This window comes from Paenibacillus sp. Dod16, assembly GCF_049893405.1.
GTDB lineage: Bacteria > Bacillota > Bacilli > Paenibacillales > Paenibacillaceae > Paenibacillus_AQ.
The window spans coordinates 352674-369715 of the sequence record NZ_JBNDYG010000005.1 but is presented as its reverse complement, the minus strand read 5'-3'; the positions used below and the strand labels follow the sequence as shown (position 1 = coordinate 369715).

The following is a 17042-nucleotide window of genomic DNA, read 5'->3' as shown; positions in this document are numbered from 1 at the left end:
TTAGTGACCTCCTATAGATTAAAATGGGGAGCGGATGCATGATGATCCGTATCCTCGAATAGCTTCTCAATGCCGTTAAACACAGCCGCCGTTCCGTCTGCGAGAGCGTGAACGGGAACGGCGTGCCTGCCCAAAGCGAGCATGATATCCTTTTCCCATAAGGGCAAGCTGCCCGAGATTTGCCCGCCCAGCACTAGGCGGCTCGGTTTGAACACGGATAAATAAGGTAGGAGCATTTCTCCCAGCTCGCTGCCATATTCGCGGAATACATCCTGAGCTTGCGCGTTACCGCTCTTGGCAGCTTCAGCGAGGTCGGCTACGTCGAACCCGTCAGCCAGGAGTCCCCGCTCCGAAGCCATGTTCAGAATGCCCCTTTTCCCGAAATAGCTGTCCACGATATGATCCCGGTAAGGCTCCGCAAACAGCATTCCGCTGCTTGGGATACCGTGCCTGCCGGCTACGATTTGACCATTCTCCACAAAGGCAGAGCCGAGGCCCGTACCGAGCGTAAGGCATAGGAGACGGCGTTCCGATGGGAACCGGGTGGAGGCCCCAAGGCCGAACATGAAGGCATCATTGCCGAACCGGATATCGGCGGCGGTCAGACGGTTCATCGTGACACCCGGGAAGGATGACTTGAGTCTCTGAAATTCGCAGCGGAGCAGATCCCGAACCGATTGCTTGAACAGAGCGTCATATTTGCCTAGGCCTTGAAGAAGCGCAATGCCTTTTGCATAATCGAAGGGCCCCGGAAAAGCGAAGCCGATCCGGATTGAATCATGATAATCCAACGGCCGGAAGGCCGAAGCGTGATAGTTGATCAGATCATGACAGGCTTGGGCGAAGCTGGAAATCGTATCCGCCGCGGCTCCGTGCGATTCCGAAGGCCGGGTTATGAACGAGCCGGGGATTGGCAGCCCGTTCACGATGAGCGCTCCCTTCAAAGCGGTGCCGCCGGCATCAAGCGCGATGGTGATGGGGGCAGGGGAGGGCACGCTTTCTGGATCGGCGCTATCCTTGCGGTTCATGCAAATTCCCCGCTTTCTGTTGGCCGGGAAGGCGGAAGCAGTGGAGAATCCCAATCGGGATTGACCCTCGCTGCAATCAATGCGCATGGGGATCCGGACAGATTCTCCAGTCGGTATTCGCCTAAACATGCCGGAACAATGTAAGATTCCGCATAGCCCCATTCAACGGCCGCACTCTCGTCCGCTGCCGGCACGAGGCGGACACGTTCGCCTTCCACGAGATTGTACATGACGAATTCTCCTTGGGTGTCCGCTTTCCACGTTTCCTGCAGATTCAGCCTGCTGACCTGGAACAGAAGATCTTCCCGTTGACCCAGCAGTTCCTCCGAGCTGCCCCCTTGACGGCTTACGACGGTTGGCCGGGCGATAAGCCCGCTTTCTACCGCAGGCGTATTCATGGCGTCATTAATATTGTGGCGCGCATGCTCAGGGTTCATCGGGCGCGGTTTGCCATCGGCGTCCAGCCGCAGATAATCGTAGATCTTGAACGTGAACCACCAGGTGGTCGAGGAAATTTCCAGCACCAGATTATCCCTGCCGGAGCAGTGGACCGTGCCCGGTGGAATGAGGTAGAGATCCCCTGTTTGCGAGTTGTACTCGTTAACGTAGTCGGAGAGCTCAAGCGGCTCTTCCCGAAGCTGGGCGTCTTCCACTGCTGCAAGCAGCCGTTCGCCGCTTATTCCTTCCTTCAGCCCGAGATACACCTTGGCTTCCGGGGCATTGCGCATGATGTAGTACGATTCTTGCTGCGTCATATGCTCATTGAACTGCGACTCTGCATATTCCTGCAGCGGATGCACCTGAAGCGACAGCTCGCCGCCCTGCATCGTATCCAGATAATCAAACCGGATCGGGAAGTAGTCGCCGAACAGCCGGACATTACGCCTTCCCATAATCTCTTGAGCCGCTGCTTCCATGAGCAATGTGAACGGAACCTCGAAGGTGATATCCTGCACGCGCAGCAGAAGCGTGTTCTCGGGAGCGATAGGCTCAAAGCTCCAGGCGCAGTTGGGCCATTCGTCGGGAAGACCGCATAATTCCTTAAGATATTGACCGCCCCATATTCCCGGGGCAAAAAACGGCTTGACCCGAAACGGCTGCCGACTTGCTTTGCGCAGTACGTTTGCCAAGGCGGCAGCCGGCAGCCACACCGGCTCTTCCGGACGATTTAAGTCCATGTAATACGCTTGGTTGTCGGAGTGTTGGGCATGGGTATGATGGGCTAACCAGTCGCGACGGTAGGTCTCCCAGACGGGCCATTCGAGAAATAAACAATTCTTGTAAGTCTCAACCTTGTCGAAGGAGCTGCCCAAGCCGAAGCTGCCCATATGCTGGGCATGGTGCCGCTGCTGGTTCTCGCGGGAGTAATCGGCGTAGAAACGAAGGTCGGGGGTCCGGCCTTGAAGCAGCGAAGCGCCGGGTCCGCGCAGGACGTATATGCCGCGCATCGCGTCAAATGCATGCGCATTTTTATTCAAGGCTGGCCGTGCGTCCTGTTGAAAATATTGAATGGGGCGGACATCGGTTGCTTTATAGCCGAATGCCCGGTTATCCGTAAGATAAGGAGCCATCTCGGCCCGGAGCTCGGCTTCGGGTTTGACGTAATCGGACGTGGAATCGCATGCGAAGGCGATGCCTTCTTGCTCACAGGCTTGCTGAAGCTTGGCCAGCGGTTTATCGAAATCGGCGCCGTGTGTTCCGTCAAGCGTAATGAAGATACTGCGTTTTTCCTGTGCTTCATGCTGGGAATTTTTTTGTTTATAGGTCGACAGGATAAACGAGCACCATGCGTCGGTCCCATTCTTCATAAATTGAGGTTCGCTGCCAAAGTCCAAGTGGTTGATCGGGTGTGATTGAAAGGTCGTTGCAGGTTTCATGGATAAATGGATCCTCCCTTCCGGAATGTCGGTTACGACTTCATTGTAGGAGGCAGGGGAGGATCCGTCTTTATAAAAAGAGGAAGTGTTTTTGTACGATCAGGACATCGACGTCTCTAGTCGCTAAAGCTCGGAGTCGTAACGGCCTTCTGAAAACTGGGAACGCCGGAAGCGGGCCGGGGTTACGCCGAGCTTGGACGTAAACACCCGGGTGAAGTAGTGCACGGACTCAAATCCGCAGGAGACGGCAATTTCTTTGATCTGCCGGTCTGTATTCAGAAGCAGGTGTTTCGCTTGCTGCACGCGCTGCTCCTGCACATAATGAACAAAGGATTGATGTCCGTATTTACGGAACAGCCGGGTTAAATGACGGGTCGTAACGTGAAGATGGCCAGCCACCCGCTCCAGCGAGAGCGGCTCGCCCAGATTATCCTGGATAAACAATTCGGCCTGATGAAACATCGAAGCTCCTTCTTCGCGTGCCCCAAGATCGGAAGGTTCTTGGTAGAAACCGGGACCGTGGGCAGCCAGAATCGATAATATGAGTGAAGCTGCCAAGCTGTTCAGCATATGCGGCGGGTGCTGCTTACCGCCAGAGCCCGACTGAAACATTGATAGCAGCGAAAGCCACAAGAGTCCGGACGCTTGCCCGGCATCTTCCTGAAGCACCGGAATGCCTTGGATGGCTAACCTTCGGAAAGCAGCCGTATGGAGATCGCTGTTTGCTGATTCATCCAGTTCAAAGGCAACATAACATAAGGCCAAGCCCTCCCTGCTCTTAATTTGGTGCTGGATGCCCGGCCTTGAGAGAAACAGGGTGCCAGGATGAAGATGGAACTCTGTCTCGTTTTCGATATACGAGCCGCAGCCTGTCAACACGTAACAAGCTTCAAAAAAAGAATGCTTATGCTCCGTATTGTCGTAGTGGCGAGGCATAAATCCCCAGTAGTGGATCCGGACGCTCAGTTCCTGCTGTTCAATGGAGTTCAGGGTTCGGTTTAATATGGAATTGGCCCGTTTGAATAACGGGATGAAAGTTTCGTCATCGATTTGCATGGGAGAGGGTGCTCCTTCTCGGAATTGGCATATATCTCTGCCAAGAATATAGGACAAAATGGGACTTCTAGTCACTCTCTATTTTATATCACAGATAGGTTTTATTAAAAAAATGGGTAAGTGATGTCATGCATAGACAGCTACACAAGTTCTTCATAAGTAGCTGCTATGCTATGAACATTCAATATAAGAGAGGAGTTCATCATATGTCAGCTAAGAAACGATGGAAGCCGCTTATTCTGGTTGCGTTGGCATCCCTCATCCTCATACTGGGTGCCTGCGGTAATACGAAGAGTGCAAACCCCGATAACAAGGAAAACACGGAAGCCACCGGGAACATGGATGGCATGGATCATGGCAGCATGAACCATTCCGGCTCGGGCGAGATCCCGGAAGGGTTGAAGGCGGCAGAGAATCCGACCTATGCGGCCGAGACCCAAGCGATCATTGAATCCGATCACATGTCCGGAATGAAGGGGGCAAAGGCAACGATTGTCGGGGCGTACGATACGACGGTGTACACGATATCGTATACGCCGACGAGCGGCGGACCCGAAGTGAAGGATCATAAATGGGTGATTCATGAGGAGCTGAAGGATGCCGGGAAGGAGCCCTTGGAACCCGGAACGGAAGCTGTCGTGAATGCGGATCATATGGAGGGCATGAAGGGAGCCACTGCCGTTATCGATTCCGCCGAACAAACGACGGTCTATATGGTGGACTTCACGACGACAACCGGCGAAGAAGTCAAGAATCATAAGTGGGTGACGGAAAGCGAGCTGGCCCCCGTACAATAGAAGTTTTATGAAAAAAAGAAAACAATCGTTCTCTATATCATGAGAGCGATTGTTTTTTTATGCATATGGCCGTACGGCTCAGCTTTCTTTGATCTGCTTCAGAGCGTCCGTCACTTCCGGATATCGAAACTGGAAGCCGTGTCGCAGTGCCTTGGCCGGAAGGATACGCTGGCCCTTTAGCAGAATGAGCGACATTTCGCCCAGGATGGCTTGGAGCATGAAAGCAGGCAGGGGGAGCCAATGCGGACGGTGATAGACCTTGGCGATGCTCCTGCCGAATTCATCATTCGTGACCGCATGCGGGGAAGCCGCATTCACGGCTCCGGATATGGCCTCGTGCCGGATGCAATAATCGATTAAATCCACGATATCGTCGATATGTATCCAGGAGAGCCATTGCTTGCCGCTGCCGATCTTACCGCCAACGCCTAGTTTGTAGGGCAGCAGCATTTTGGGAAGGGCTCCGCCTTTACCGCCCAGAACAACGCTGATGCGCAGCTTAATTAACCGGTCAACCGGGATGCGGTCGGCCGCTTGCTCCCATTCCTGCACAACCTCGGACGGGAAATCCATAATCGTGGCTGGGCTTTCCTCATCAAAGGTTTCAAACTCGGATGTGCCGTAAATGGCCATCGCCGAAGCTTGAATGACCACCGGAGGTTTAAACGCCAGGCGGTCCATTAGCTCGGCTACGGAGGAGACGGTTCGTTGTCTAGACTGAAGGATTCTCTGCTTGCCTTCCTGCGTCCAACGCTGACTCAGGGAAGAGCCTGCAAGGTTAACGAGGGCATCCAGACCCTCAAACCGCTCGGGATGGGACTTCATCTCATCCCAGGTCAGATAGGATATAGGCCTGCTGGGTTGGGGATTGTCCGGTTTCGATCTTGTGACGATGATCATGTCATGCCCGCCCTGCTGCCAACGCGTGCACAATGCCTCTCCAATGAAACCGGTGCCTCCGCAAATGGCTATTCTCATGGATGAACCTCCTTGTAAAAGTTATCATCAACCCTGACAAAACAAGGCTAAGAATCGTTGCCCCTCATCGATTGAAATGAGCGGAGAAGGATACTGGGATGCGTTTCTTACCTGATGCTAAATCCAATATTATACAATCCATTATACTGGAAATACGGTATGATACCATTAGATGATATTTCTTTAGTTTGTTCATAATTCGAATCGGTAAGGAGTGCGGGATGGGATTTATAGAGAAATTTCAAACCTTGATCATTATGGGCGCGGTGGCGATTGGGCTGGCAGTGGGACAGCTGCCGTTCGCCGCAGAGTATGCGGAATACACGATCGTTCCTTTTTTGCTGCTGATGTTATATGGATTGTTTCTGACGATACCGCTGCGGCAGCTGCGAGAGGCGTTTAAGAACATCAGGTTTCTGGGAGCGAGCACGCTCATTAATTTTATATGGACGCCGCTGCTAGCCTGGGGACTCGGTGCTGTCTTTCTGTCGGACCACCCGGCGCTTTGGATCGGATTCATCATGCTGATGGTGACCCCCTGTACAGACTGGTATTTGGTCTTTACCTCGATTGCCAAGGGAAACGTACCCTTGGGTGCTTCGGTGCTTCCTATAAACCTGATCCTACAGGTGCTGCTGCTTCCGCTGTATTTGCTCTTGTTCTCCGGCACGATCGAAACGATTTCGATGGCAACGCTGATCGAAAGCGTGCTGCTTGTGCTCGTCGTTCCGTTCACGCTTGCGCATCTCACCCGTTTCATTCTGAGAACCAGGAAAGAGGTGCTGGAGCACAAGGTGATGCCGTTCTTCGGCAGGGCCCAGATTGTCTTTCTGAGTCTCGCCATTGTTGCGATGTTTGCGTCTCAAGGGTCATACTTATTGAATAATATGGACATGGTATATATCCTCATTGTTCCGATCCTGATTTATTTCACGATGAATTATATGCTGGGCAGTGCGGTGGGCAGCATGCTGCGTTTCACCTATGAGGATTCGGTCAGCCTCCATTTAACGATCATTGCCCGGAATTCCCCGGTAGCCCTCGCGATCGCCGTGACGGCCTTTCCGGACCAGCCGGTGATTGCCCTTGCCTTGGTCATCGGACCGCTAATCGAACTGCCTGTGCTTGCCGTTGTATCCCAGCTGCTGTTAGTAACAAGAAGAATGAAACAGAAGTCGGTTACCTGACGGTGCTCAGAGCCGCACGATCAACGTTGCGCGGCGGCTCGCAGTGTCAGGATAAGCTGCAGGGCTTGGAATAGAGAAGAACCGGAAAAACAGTTTGTTGCACCCTCATGCTGGAGTCAGGGGTGAACAAACTGTTTTTTTGTGCACATGCCATCGGTATCGATTCCTCATGCAAACGCCTGCCTTACGATCTCGACGGCCTGGTCCAGTTCCGCTTTGGTGATGATGAGCGGAGGGGCGAAGCGGATAATGGATTCATGGGTTTCTTTGCAGAGCAAGCCGAGATCCTTTAATTTCTCGCAGTAGGTTCTGGCTGGGAGGTTAAGCTCCATGCCGATAAATAGGCCTCTGCCGCGCACTTCCTTGATATCGGGGTGCCGGATGGTTCGAAGCTGCTGAAGGAAATATTCGCCGAGCTCCTTGGAGTTGCCTTCCAGCCCTTCCTCCAGGAATACATCCATGGAGGCAATGGCCACCGCGCAGCCGAGGGGATTCCCGCCGAAGGTAGAGCCGTGGGACCCCGGCTCGAATACACCGAGGATATCGGCGTCCGCCGCCACGGCAGAGACGGGGAAGACGCCGCCGCCAAGCGCTTTTCCGAGGATGTACATATCCGGCACGACATCCTCCCAGTCGCAGGCAAACCGTTTCCCCGTCCTGCCGAAGCCGGTCTGGATTTCGTCCGCGAGCAGAAGGATACGATGCTGCTTGCACAGCTCCATTGCGCCGCTCAGGTATCCGTCAGGAGGGATGACAATACCGGATTCTCCCTGGATCGGCTCTACAAGAAAGGCGGCCGTATTCGGTGAAATCGTCTGCTTGAGCGCTTCCAGGTCGCCATAGGGGATGACTTTGAAGCCCGGCGTGAACGGGCCGAAGCCTTCCCGATATTCGTTGGAGGAGGAGAAGGAGGTGATGGTGATCGTGCGTCCGTGGAAATTGCCTTCGCAGACGATAATTTCGGCCTGATTGGCCGGTAAACCTTTCTTCCGGTAAGCATAGCGGCGTGCTGCCTTGAGCGCCGTTTCAACAGCCTCGGCTCCCGTATTCATGGGAAGGATCATATCTTTGCGGGTGATAGCAGACAGCTTCTCGTAAAACTCGCCCAATTGGTCATGATGGAATGCGCGCGAGGTCAGAGTCACCTTATCTGCTTGTTCCTTTAAAGCCCCGATAATACGGGGGTGACAATGTCCTGCGTTCAGCGCCGAGTAGGCGCTTAACATGTCGATATACCGCTTGCCGTCCGAATCCGTCACATGGATGCCTGCCGCTTCGGCAATGACGATGGGGAGGGGATGGTAGTTTCTCGCACCGTACTTTTCGGCTTTCTCGATATGCGGGTTTGAAGGGTCCATAGCGTTACCTCCTTGGGAGTCTAAAGAAACCTAAACGGCAATGGCACTGTATACCGCGCAAAAAAAGGCCTTTCTTCATCAAGCATGAGGACGCATCACAAGATGCTCTCGCCAAGCATGGAGCCGATTAAGCCGACAAGCAGCCGGGACGTTGTCTGTCCGCGGTCCAGCAGCGGGTTGTTCTCCACGAATTCGGCCGAGGTCAGAATGCCGGATTCCGACAGCATCTCCATGGCCAGATGCGCTTCCCGGTAACTGAGTCCGCCTTGAACCGGCGTTCCCGTTCCGGGCGCGATTTTCGGATCGACACTATCGATATCGAAGGAGAGGTGTACGCCATCCGTGCCCGTTGACGCGATGCGGATGGCTTCCTTCATGACGCTGAACATGCCCAGGCGGTCGATATCCTGCATCGTGAAGCAGGAAATGCCTTCCCGGCGGATGAAATCCCGTTCGCCTTGGTCGAGGGAGCGCGCGCCAATGAGCACCACATGTTCGGGCTTGATCGTTGATTTTGCGCCGCCGATCGATGTTAGCCGCGCATCGCCTCTTCCCAAGCTGACAGCCAGCGACATGCCGTGGATATTGCCGCTTGGGGTCGTATCGGGTGTGTTGAGATCGGAGTGGGCATCGATCCAGATGACGCCCAGGCTTCGGTAGTGCCGGGTAAGCCCGGCAAGCGTGCCAATTGCAATGCTATGGTCACCGCCAAGGACTAGCGGGAAGACACCCGATTCTGCCAGGGCAGAAACATGAGCGGCGAGCTGCTCGTTAATCGTTAGGACTTCTTTCAGATGTTTTAATTGAGGATGGTGCGTTCCACCCTTATGTTCGGGGAGTCCAGCAAGCTCATCAACCTGATAGGATATTCCGAGTGCGTCAAGCTTGCGCTTCAGGCCGGCTCCGAAAATCGCGTCTGGTCCCTGGCTTGCGCCGCGGCGGGTAGCACCCCGGTCAAACGGCACCGGGACGATGGTTACGGTGGACGGAAGATTGTTCATCATAGGCTCACCTCCACTTTGTATCAGTGTATTCAGGAGCCGGCCGCGTGACTTGGGCAAACCCCTATACAAGCTGATCAATATGGAAGGTTTTGGATTTAAGAGAAAAACACCCTTAATGCATGATTCATGGAATGTCCGCAGAGGGCCCCATGATTCAGCATGAAGGGTGTGGAATAGGTGCAATTCGATTTATGATTCAGCGCATGCTTACGCGGCATGCGCGACGTTTATTTTACCGTCTTATTATAAGTCTCGATCTTGGAGCTAATTTCCTGAGCGGCTTTGTCCAGTGCTTCCTGCGCCGTTTTTTGACCATTCAGCACTTCCTCGATGGCCGTTTCCGTCAGCTGGCGGGCTTCAGGGAATACGCCCATGACAGCCCCCTGCGTTGCGAGATTGGCCGTCGTTTGATGCAATTGATCAACGGCCGTCTGGAATTGCGGATATTTCTCCAGGTTTTCTTTTACGAGGGTCTCTTCGTAAGCTTTGGTCGTGACCGGGAAGTAACCCGTGTTGACATGCCAGTAAGCTTGTGTTTGCGGCTCGGCCAAATACTTCATGAATTCCCAGGCGGCCTGCTGCTCTTCTTCCGATTTGTTGTTCATCAGCCACAGGCTTGCACCGCCGATGATAACGCCGCCTTCGCCGCCGTCAGCCGGTTTAGGGAGGAAAGCCGTACCGACTTCGAATTTGCCTTCCGCTGCGCTGACGATCCCGCGGAGGGAAGCCGTCGAGTCCAGCGTCATGGCGATTTGACCCGCTGCGAATGCTTTTTTGGTATCGTCCGTTTTACGTCCCAGGTTCAGCAGGACCTTATCGTCCAGCATTTGCTTCCACCATTCCAGCGTCTTCACGGCAGCGGCGTTGTTGACTTGCGAAGCGGTGGCCGGGGACGTGCGTCCGTTGCCGTTGTTCAGCAGTTCAACACCTTGGTTCGCGAGGAATTGCTCCATGAACCAGCCGTAGATCGCAAAGGATGCGCCGGTTTGGCCGTCTTTCGTTAGCGTCTTGGCCGCTTCCGCTACCTCTTCGTAGGTTTTTGGAGGATTTTCCGGATCCAGTCCCGCCGCTTTAAAGGCATCTTTGTTGTAGTAAAGGATCGGGTTGGAGGAGTTAAATGGCATCGAGTACAATTTGTTGTCGAATGTATAATAATTTTTAATGTTCGGTTCCAAGGAGGAAATGTCGTATGCTTCAGCATCCATGAAGTCCTGAACCGGACGGATCGCCTTGGTATCCATCATGAAACGACTGCCGATCTCGTACACCTGAATCATGGTCGGGCCGCTGTTCGATCCCAAGGAGGCCTTCAGCTTGTTCAAGCTTTCATCGTACGTTCCTTGAAACACGCCCTCAACCTGAATATCCTTGTGGGCGGCATTAAAATCGGAGATCAGCTTGTCCGCGACGGTCCCGAGCTCACCGCTCATGGAATGCCACCATACGACCTTAACGGGCTCTTTGGCTGGCTCGCTGCCGGCGGCAACGGTCGTTTCTCCAGCAGCTGGCGTATTGCTGCAAGCGGCGCTGAGCAGCATGAAGCAGGAAAGCAGGAGCAGCGCGAAGGACCTTTTACCAAAACGTTTCATGATCGGTTAATCTCTCCCTTTTGAAAATATAGTATGGTTTTGATCTATCAGAAATTGCGCGGCCCGTTTCTTACCAGATAACCGGCACGCAAGGCTGATCCATTAAAGTGGGCCAGTTAGCCCTTCAACGCACCTGCCGTAATGCCGCGGACTAGCGGCTTCAAACCGAGTGCAAGCAGCAGCAGGGAAGGCAGCAGCAAGAGGAGCACGCCGGACAGTATCAGATTCCATGAGTTCATCTCTTCGAACTGCAGCATCCCGATCCCGATCTGGACGGTTCGCATCTCGACGCGGTTTGTTGTCAGGAGCGGCCACAGGTACATGTTCCAATGGTTCAGGAACGAGTACACGCCCAGCGTGGCGATTCCGGGGATGGATAACGGCAGGACCATGCTCAGGAAAATGCGGACATGTCCGCAGCCGTCCACGCGGGCCGCTTCAAACAGCTCCTTTGGCAGCTGAAGGAAAGCTTGTCTGAGCAGGAAGGTTCCGAAGGCCGTTGCCAGGAATGGAATGATAAGCCCTTGGTAGGTATCCAGCCAGTTCAGGCTTTTGACCGTCAAATAGTTCGGAATCATGATCACTTCCCACGGAATCATCATCGTGGCGAGAAAGAGACTGAACAGCAGCGTTTTTCCCGGGAACCGCAGGAAGGCGAAGGCGTATGCCGCCAGACTTGCGGTCACGATCTGACCTGCCATGATGGCAATGGAGACGACAAGGCTGTTCCCGATAAAGGTAAGGACAGGGATCGTATCGACCACCTTGGCGAAATTGGACAGATTGATGGCTTCCGGAAGAAGAGGCGGCGGATAAACAGCCGATTCAGCCTCGCTCATCAGCGATGTTGACAAGGTGTACAGGAGCGGAAAGGCAATGACCAGCGAACAGAGAAGCAGCGCGATGTAGATGAAGCTTTTGGGCATGAGTCGCATGTTCATTGGTAATGCACCTTCTTCTCCACGAATTTAAATTGAAAGATGGTCAGCAGCAGAATGATCGCAAACAGGATGAGCGCTTGCGCACTGCCGATGCCAAAGCGGAAATTGACGAAGGCATCCTGATAAATGTTGAACACGATCACGTTGGTGCTGTTCATCGGACCTCCCTTGGTCAGGATGTTGATCTGTCCGAACGCTTGGAAAGCGCCGATGACCGACACGACGGATGTAAAGAATAACGTAGGGGAGATCAGCGGCATCGTAATCCGGAAGAAAGTTCTCAGCGGACCGGAGCCGTCGATCTTGGTGCTGTCGTAGATATCCTCGGATACGCCCTGCATGCCGCTCAGCATGAGGATGTAATTAAAACCAAGATTCATCCAGACGGTCATGATCGCGACGGAGATCATGGCCCATTTCGGATCGGTCAGCCATTGAATGGGCTGAGTGCCGAGTTGCGACAGAAAGTAATTCAGTACGCCCAATGTCGGATGATACAGAATCATCCAGATCATCGAGCCGGTGCCGACGGACACGGCCATCGGCAGCGAGAATATGAAGCGGAATATTTTCATGCCTTTCAGCTTATTGTGCGTCAGGGCTGCGAGCAGTATGGCGGCCGCCATCCCGGTCGGGACCGTCAGCACGATAAACAGCAGTGTGTTGCCGAAGCTGGTATAAAACATCTCGGAGGTCAGTATTTCCTTAAAGTTATCGAACCCCACGAATTCGGCTACCCGGCCTTGAGGATCGGTCAGGAACAAGCTCAGATAAACCGATTTAAGCAGCGGATAGAACAGAAACAGACCGAAAATGAGCAGCGAAGGTGCCAGACATGCATAGGCGAGCATGATTTCCCTGCGTTTTGATTTCTTGATGGAGATCGTTTTTGCCGCTGTTGAAGGTTCAGCTTCGCTGACCGGCGGCGTCAGAGAGTGACCCGGAGAAGGAAGCGTAAATTCTTTTTCCATCATCATGTTTACCTCACTTTCCTGCTTGGCCTTACAGGTATTGAGTATAGGAGCCGGATGTAAAATCCAGTAATGGGTTTTGTAAGAATACCGTAATTTATTGCTGGATATGTTAGATGCTGAATTTGCGCTGGCCAGCGACGGTACATAAATATTCCAATCCTCAAACGCTTGCACGTTAAAAAAAGATGTGATATGTTATAGCTGTAACCGGTTACACATGAATGAGGTGATGACGGTAATGGCAACGATCAAGGATGTGGCAAATCGGGCCGGCGTGTCCGTGGCCACGGTTTCACGGGTTTTAAATGGAAACGGTTACGTGCATGAGGACACCAGGTCCAAGGTAGAACAAAGCATTCGCGAGCTGAATTATACGCCGAATGAAGTAGCGCGTTCTTTATATAAAAGAAAATCGAAATTAATTGGACTTTTACTTCCGGATATTATGAACCCTTATTTCCCGCAGCTAGCCCGCGGAGTTGAGGATGAGATGCAGGAGAATGATTATCGGCTGATATTCGGGAACAGCGACGAGAGCAAGAAAAAGGAAATGGAATATATCCAAACCTTTGTCCAAAATAATGTGGTTGGTGTCATATCATCGACCAATGATCCGGATGCCGACATGTATACAGGGCTCAAGATTCCGGTAGTATTTCTGGATCGCACCTCATCGGATCGTCCTTCCGTCTATGCGGATGGCCGGCAGGGCGGAAGAATTGCAGCGCAGGAGATCATTAGGCGAGGCAGTAAAGCTATAACCGTGATTCAGGGCCCGGCGGATGTCCGTCCTGCTCAAGAGCGTTTTGAAGGAGCCGTCGAGGTTCTGGAAGGACAGGCGGCAGCGTATCAAGTGCTGAAGACGACATCGTTTTCTTTAATCGAAGCGGAAGAATTCGCCCAGCAAGTGTTCATCGAGTTTCCGGACACGGACGGTGTAATCGCCAGTAACGATATTATGGCATCCGCCGTAGTCAAGGAAGCGTTTCGGCTGGGGAAAAGGGTGCCGGAAGACGTACAGATTATAGGGTTTGACGATATTCTGCTCAGCCGGCTGTTGGCACCGCCCCTGTCTACGATTCATCAGCCGGCATATGAAATGGGCCGGGAGGCGGCCAGATTGCTTATCGGACTTATTGAAGGGCATCACATAGAGAGAAGCAGCATCGAATTCTCGGTAGAATTTATAGAGCGGCAGACAACAAGAAAGGTGGAATCATAATGGCGAAAATCGTGGTAATCGGAAGCGCGTCGATGGACTTGGTGGTCACCTCCACCAAGCGCCCCGGCGCGGGAGAGACGGTGCTTGGCGACAGCTTTAAGACGGTACCCGGAGGGAAGGGAGCCAATCAGGCCGTCGCGGCGGCGCGTCTGGGTGCAGAGGTGAACATGATTGGCTGTGTCGGTGAAGATTCCTTCGGCGAAATGATTTTGAGCAATCTGAAGTCAAATGGCGTTTTGACAGACCATGTGGAACCGGTTACAGGTATGGAAAGCGGAACCGCACACATCATTTTGGCAGAGGGAGACAACAGCATCGTGGTGGTAAAAGCTGCCAACGACCGGGTCACTCCGGAATATGTTGATCAGGCAGCGGAGGTTATCCAGGCTGCGGATATCGTGTTGATACAGCAGGAGATTCCGGAGGAAACGGTAATCCATGTCAGTGAATTGTGCGCAAAATATCAGGTGCCGTTGATGCTGAACCCGGCTCCTGCCCGCCCGGTGCCAAGCAGCGTTATTGAACGGGCGGCTTATATTACGCCAAACGAACATGAAGCGGCTATCTTGTTCGGCGATGAGCCATTAGGCGACGTGCTGCGCCGTTATCCGAACAAACTGATCGTGACGGAAGGCAAGAGGGGAGTTCGTTATTTCGACGGCCTGCAAGAGGTTGTCGTTCCCGGCTACAAGGTTGAAGCCGTGGATACGACGGGAGCCGGCGATACATTCAACGGCGCTTTCGCCGTGGCTCTGTCCGAAGGCATGAGCATAGCAGACAGCCTGAGATTTGCGAACCGCGCAGCGTCCTTGTCGGTCATGAAGTTCGGAGCGCAGGGCGGAATGCCATCGCGCCTCGAAGTAGAAGGGAGTCTTTGATCATGAAGAAGAACGGCATGCTAAACAGTCACATTGCGAAAGTGCTGGCAGATCTGGGGCACACCGATACCATCGTAGTTGGAGACGTCGGTCTTCCGATTCCTCCAGGCGTTCCGAAGATCGACCTGGCTCTCACGCTGGGGACGCCAAGCTTTACCGAGGTGGTGGAAGCGATCGCCGACGATATGGTGATTGAAAAAATCGTGATTGCTGAAGAAATGAAGCTAGATAATAAGGAAACACTGCATTATATACAGGAGAACTTTCAGGATTGCGAGATCGAGGCTTGCTCGCACGAGTTGTTCAAAGCACGGACGCAAAACGCCAAGGCGGTTATCCGTACAGGAGAAGCCAAGCCCTATGCGAACTGCATTTTGCAGGCCGGTGTTCATTTCGGTTAAAAAGGAGGAAGCACCATGAACATTGAGATGACCAATATCCATAAATCCTTTGGCACAAACCGCGTACTGGCAGGCGTAGACTTTGATCTCCGGGAAGGAGAGGTTCACGCCCTGATGGGAGAGAACGGCGCGGGCAAATCGACGCTGATGAATATATTGACCGGTCTTCACAGCCGGGATGAGGGCAAGATTGTCATCGACGGCAAGGAAACTTATTTTGCTAATCCGAAGGAAGCGGAAGAAAGAGGCGTTGCCTTCATCCATCAAGAGCTTAACATCTGGCCGGAAATGACGGTTCTGGATAACTTGTTTATCGGCAAGGAGATGACATCCGGCCTGGGTTTCCTCAACATGAAGCAGATGAAGGCGCTTGCGAAGGAACAGTTTGGCAAACTGGCGGTGAAGATACCACTAACGCAGGAGGCGGGGGAATGCTCCGTCGGCCAGCAGCAGATGATTGAGATCGCCAAGGCGCTCATGACCCAAGCAAAAGTCATCATTATGGACGAGCCGACGGCGGCGCTGACCGAAAGAGAAATCGAGAAGCTGTTTGACGTCATTCGTTCATTGAAAAAACAAGGCGTATCCATCGTCTACATCTCTCACCGGATGGAGGAGATCTTTACGATCTGCGACCGGATTACGGTCATGCGGGATGGTAAATCCGTCGATACCAAAGCTATTCCGGACACGGACTTTGATGAGGTCGTCAAAAAGATGGTCGGCCGGGAGCTGACCGAGCGATATCCGGCACGTCATCCCTCTCCGGGCGAGCCTGTGCTGGAAGTGAAGAATATTAGCAGCAAAGGCCGGTTCGAGAATGTGAGCTTTTCGGTTCGTGCCGGCGAAATCGTTGGCGTATCCGGCCTGATGGGGGCTGGGCGCACCGAGATGATGAGAGCGATCTTCGGATTGGACCCGCTGGATAGCGGCGAAATCTGGGTACGCGGAAAGAAAGTTACGATCAAGAAGCCGGATGATGCCGTGAAACACGGCATTGGATTCATCACAGAGGACCGCAAGGATGAAGGGTTGGTCCTGGATTTCTCGGTCCGTGAAAATATGGCGCTGCCCAATCTGTTCAGCTTCTCTTCCAGAGGGTTCATCTCCGGGAAGAAGGAACAGGATTTCGTGGATACGTTGACGAAGCGGCTGCAGATCAAGACGCATACATCCGAGACGCTGGCACGCAATCTGTCTGGTGGTAACCAACAGAAGGTCGTTATTGCCAAGTGGATCGGCATTGGGCCGAGCGTGCTCATCCTGGATGAGCCGACACGCGGCGTAGACGTTGGTGCAAAGCGGGAAATTTATCAGTTGATGAATGAGCTGACCGAACGGGGCGTGGCGATTCTGATGGTGTCGTCGGAGCTGCCGGAGGTGCTCGGAATGAGCGACCGGATTCTCGTTGTTCATGAAGGCAGAATTTCCGGTGAATTGGATCGCGAACAAGCCACGCAGGAACACATCATGACTCTAGCTACAGGAGGTCAGTAATATGACAACTATTAACGATGCCAAGGCGGAAAAAGGGTTTAAGGTCTCAGGTTTGACGCAAAAGCTCGGTCCGCTGCTCGGACTGATCATTCTTATCGTTATCGTATCCGTCCTAAATCCAAGCTTCTTGGAACCGCTTAACATTCTGAACCTGCTGCGTCAGGTATCGATTAATGCATTGATTGCATTCGGTATGACGTTTGTAATCCTGACAGGCGGCATTGACCTGTCGGTCGGTTCGATTCTCGCGCTGTC

15 protein-coding genes and 1 pseudogene (1 of these 16 only partly in view) are annotated in these 17042 nt (G+C 53.2%); 7 read left to right on the top strand and 9 right to left on the bottom strand.

What is annotated here, in order from left to right; all coding sequences use genetic code 11:
- Nucleotides 1-11 precede the first annotated feature (11 nt).
- The 3 genes from ACPV3A_RS06530 to ACPV3A_RS06520 all read right to left on the bottom strand — a co-directional run bounded on the left by ACPV3A_RS06530 (nucleotide 12) and on the right by ACPV3A_RS06520 (nucleotide 3961).
- Nucleotides 12-1028: an ROK family protein gene (locus ACPV3A_RS06530; protein WP_220685963.1), complete on the bottom strand. Its 1017-nt coding sequence runs from the start codon at nucleotides 1026-1028 to the stop codon at nucleotides 12-14.
- The gene (locus tag ACPV3A_RS06525) at nucleotides 1025-2905 is read right to left on the bottom strand and encodes a class I mannose-6-phosphate isomerase (protein ID WP_426198476.1); all 1881 of its coding nucleotides are present in this window, start codon (nucleotides 2903-2905) and stop codon (nucleotides 1025-1027) included. Before ACPV3A_RS06525 ends, ACPV3A_RS06530 begins: the two co-directional genes overlap by 4 nt.
- Nucleotides 2906-3028: 123 nt before the next feature.
- Nucleotides 3029-3961 carry an AraC family transcriptional regulator gene (locus tag ACPV3A_RS06520; protein WP_260064116.1) on the bottom strand — a complete coding sequence of 311 codons (933 nt, stop codon included), beginning with the start codon at nucleotides 3959-3961 and terminating at the stop codon, nucleotides 3029-3031.
- Between the two features lie 206 nt (nucleotides 3962-4167).
- Here ACPV3A_RS06520 and ACPV3A_RS06515 point away from each other — a divergent pair, with 206 nt between their 5' ends.
- Nucleotides 4168-4758 carry a YdhK family protein gene (locus ACPV3A_RS06515; protein ID WP_426198475.1) on the top strand — a complete coding sequence of 197 codons (591 nt, stop codon included), beginning with the start codon at nucleotides 4168-4170 and terminating at the stop codon, nucleotides 4756-4758.
- 78 nt (nucleotides 4759-4836) lie between these two features.
- Here the strand turns inward: ACPV3A_RS06515 and ACPV3A_RS06510 are convergent, their stop codons facing one another.
- Nucleotides 4837-5736: a TIGR01777 family oxidoreductase gene (locus tag ACPV3A_RS06510; RefSeq protein ID WP_426198474.1), complete on the bottom strand. Its 900-nt coding sequence runs from the start codon at nucleotides 5734-5736 to the stop codon at nucleotides 4837-4839.
- A gap of 221 nt (nucleotides 5737-5957) precedes the next feature.
- Here ACPV3A_RS06510 and ACPV3A_RS06505 point away from each other — a divergent pair, with 221 nt between their 5' ends.
- Nucleotides 5958-6923, top strand: a complete 966-nt coding sequence (locus ACPV3A_RS06505; protein ID WP_426198473.1) for an arsenic resistance protein — start codon at nucleotides 5958-5960, stop codon at nucleotides 6921-6923.
- Between the two features lie 167 nt (nucleotides 6924-7090).
- Here ACPV3A_RS06505 and ACPV3A_RS06500 read toward each other — a convergent pair whose 3' ends face one another.
- From ACPV3A_RS06500 to ACPV3A_RS06480, 5 genes are all read right to left on the bottom strand, one after another.
- Nucleotides 7091-8281: an ornithine--oxo-acid transaminase gene (locus ACPV3A_RS06500; RefSeq protein WP_426198472.1), complete on the bottom strand. Its 1191-nt coding sequence runs from the start codon at nucleotides 8279-8281 to the stop codon at nucleotides 7091-7093.
- Between the two features lie 95 nt (nucleotides 8282-8376).
- Nucleotides 8377-9282, bottom strand: a complete 906-nt coding sequence (gene rocF, locus ACPV3A_RS06495; protein WP_426198558.1) for an arginase — start codon at nucleotides 9280-9282, stop codon at nucleotides 8377-8379.
- Nucleotides 9283-9512: 230 nt separating this feature from the next.
- Nucleotides 9513-10874, bottom strand: coding sequence for an ABC transporter substrate-binding protein (locus ACPV3A_RS06490; RefSeq protein WP_216535108.1), 1362 nt, complete (start codon nucleotides 10872-10874; stop codon nucleotides 9513-9515).
- A gap of 116 nt (nucleotides 10875-10990) precedes the next feature.
- On the bottom strand, nucleotides 10991-11815 hold the full coding sequence (locus tag ACPV3A_RS06485) for a carbohydrate ABC transporter permease (protein WP_194541792.1): 825 nt from the start codon (nucleotides 11813-11815) through the stop codon (nucleotides 10991-10993).
- Nucleotides 11812-12792 (bottom strand): sugar ABC transporter permease, encoded by a 981-nt coding sequence (locus ACPV3A_RS06480; protein ID WP_339296079.1) that lies wholly within the window; start codon nucleotides 12790-12792, stop codon nucleotides 11812-11814. Before ACPV3A_RS06480 ends, ACPV3A_RS06485 begins: the two co-directional genes overlap by 4 nt.
- 235 nt (nucleotides 12793-13027) lie before the next feature.
- On the opposite strand from ACPV3A_RS06480, the gene ACPV3A_RS06475 reads away from it, so the two are divergent.
- The 5 genes and pseudogenes from ACPV3A_RS06475 to ACPV3A_RS06455 form a co-directional block, all read left to right on the top strand.
- The gene (locus ACPV3A_RS06475) at nucleotides 13028-14011 is read left to right on the top strand and encodes a LacI family DNA-binding transcriptional regulator (protein ID WP_220687475.1); all 984 of its coding nucleotides are present in this window, start codon (nucleotides 13028-13030) and stop codon (nucleotides 14009-14011) included.
- Nucleotides 14011-14889, top strand: a complete 879-nt coding sequence (rbsK, locus tag ACPV3A_RS06470) for a ribokinase (RefSeq protein WP_194541794.1) — start codon at nucleotides 14011-14013, stop codon at nucleotides 14887-14889. Before ACPV3A_RS06475 ends, rbsK begins: the two co-directional genes overlap by 1 nt.
- Before the next feature lie 2 nt (nucleotides 14890-14891).
- Entirely contained in the window at nucleotides 14892-15290 is a 399-nt protein-coding gene (rbsD, locus tag ACPV3A_RS06465; RefSeq protein ID WP_194541795.1) for a D-ribose pyranase, read from the top strand.
- 15 nt (nucleotides 15291-15305) lie between these two features.
- On the top strand, nucleotides 15306-16787 hold the full coding sequence (locus ACPV3A_RS06460) for a sugar ABC transporter ATP-binding protein (RefSeq protein WP_194541796.1): 1482 nt from the start codon (nucleotides 15306-15308) through the stop codon (nucleotides 16785-16787).
- Nucleotide 16788: 1 nt separating this feature from the next.
- A pseudogene (locus ACPV3A_RS06455) lies at nucleotides 16789-17042 on the top strand (ABC transporter permease subunit); it runs 678 nt beyond the window's last position.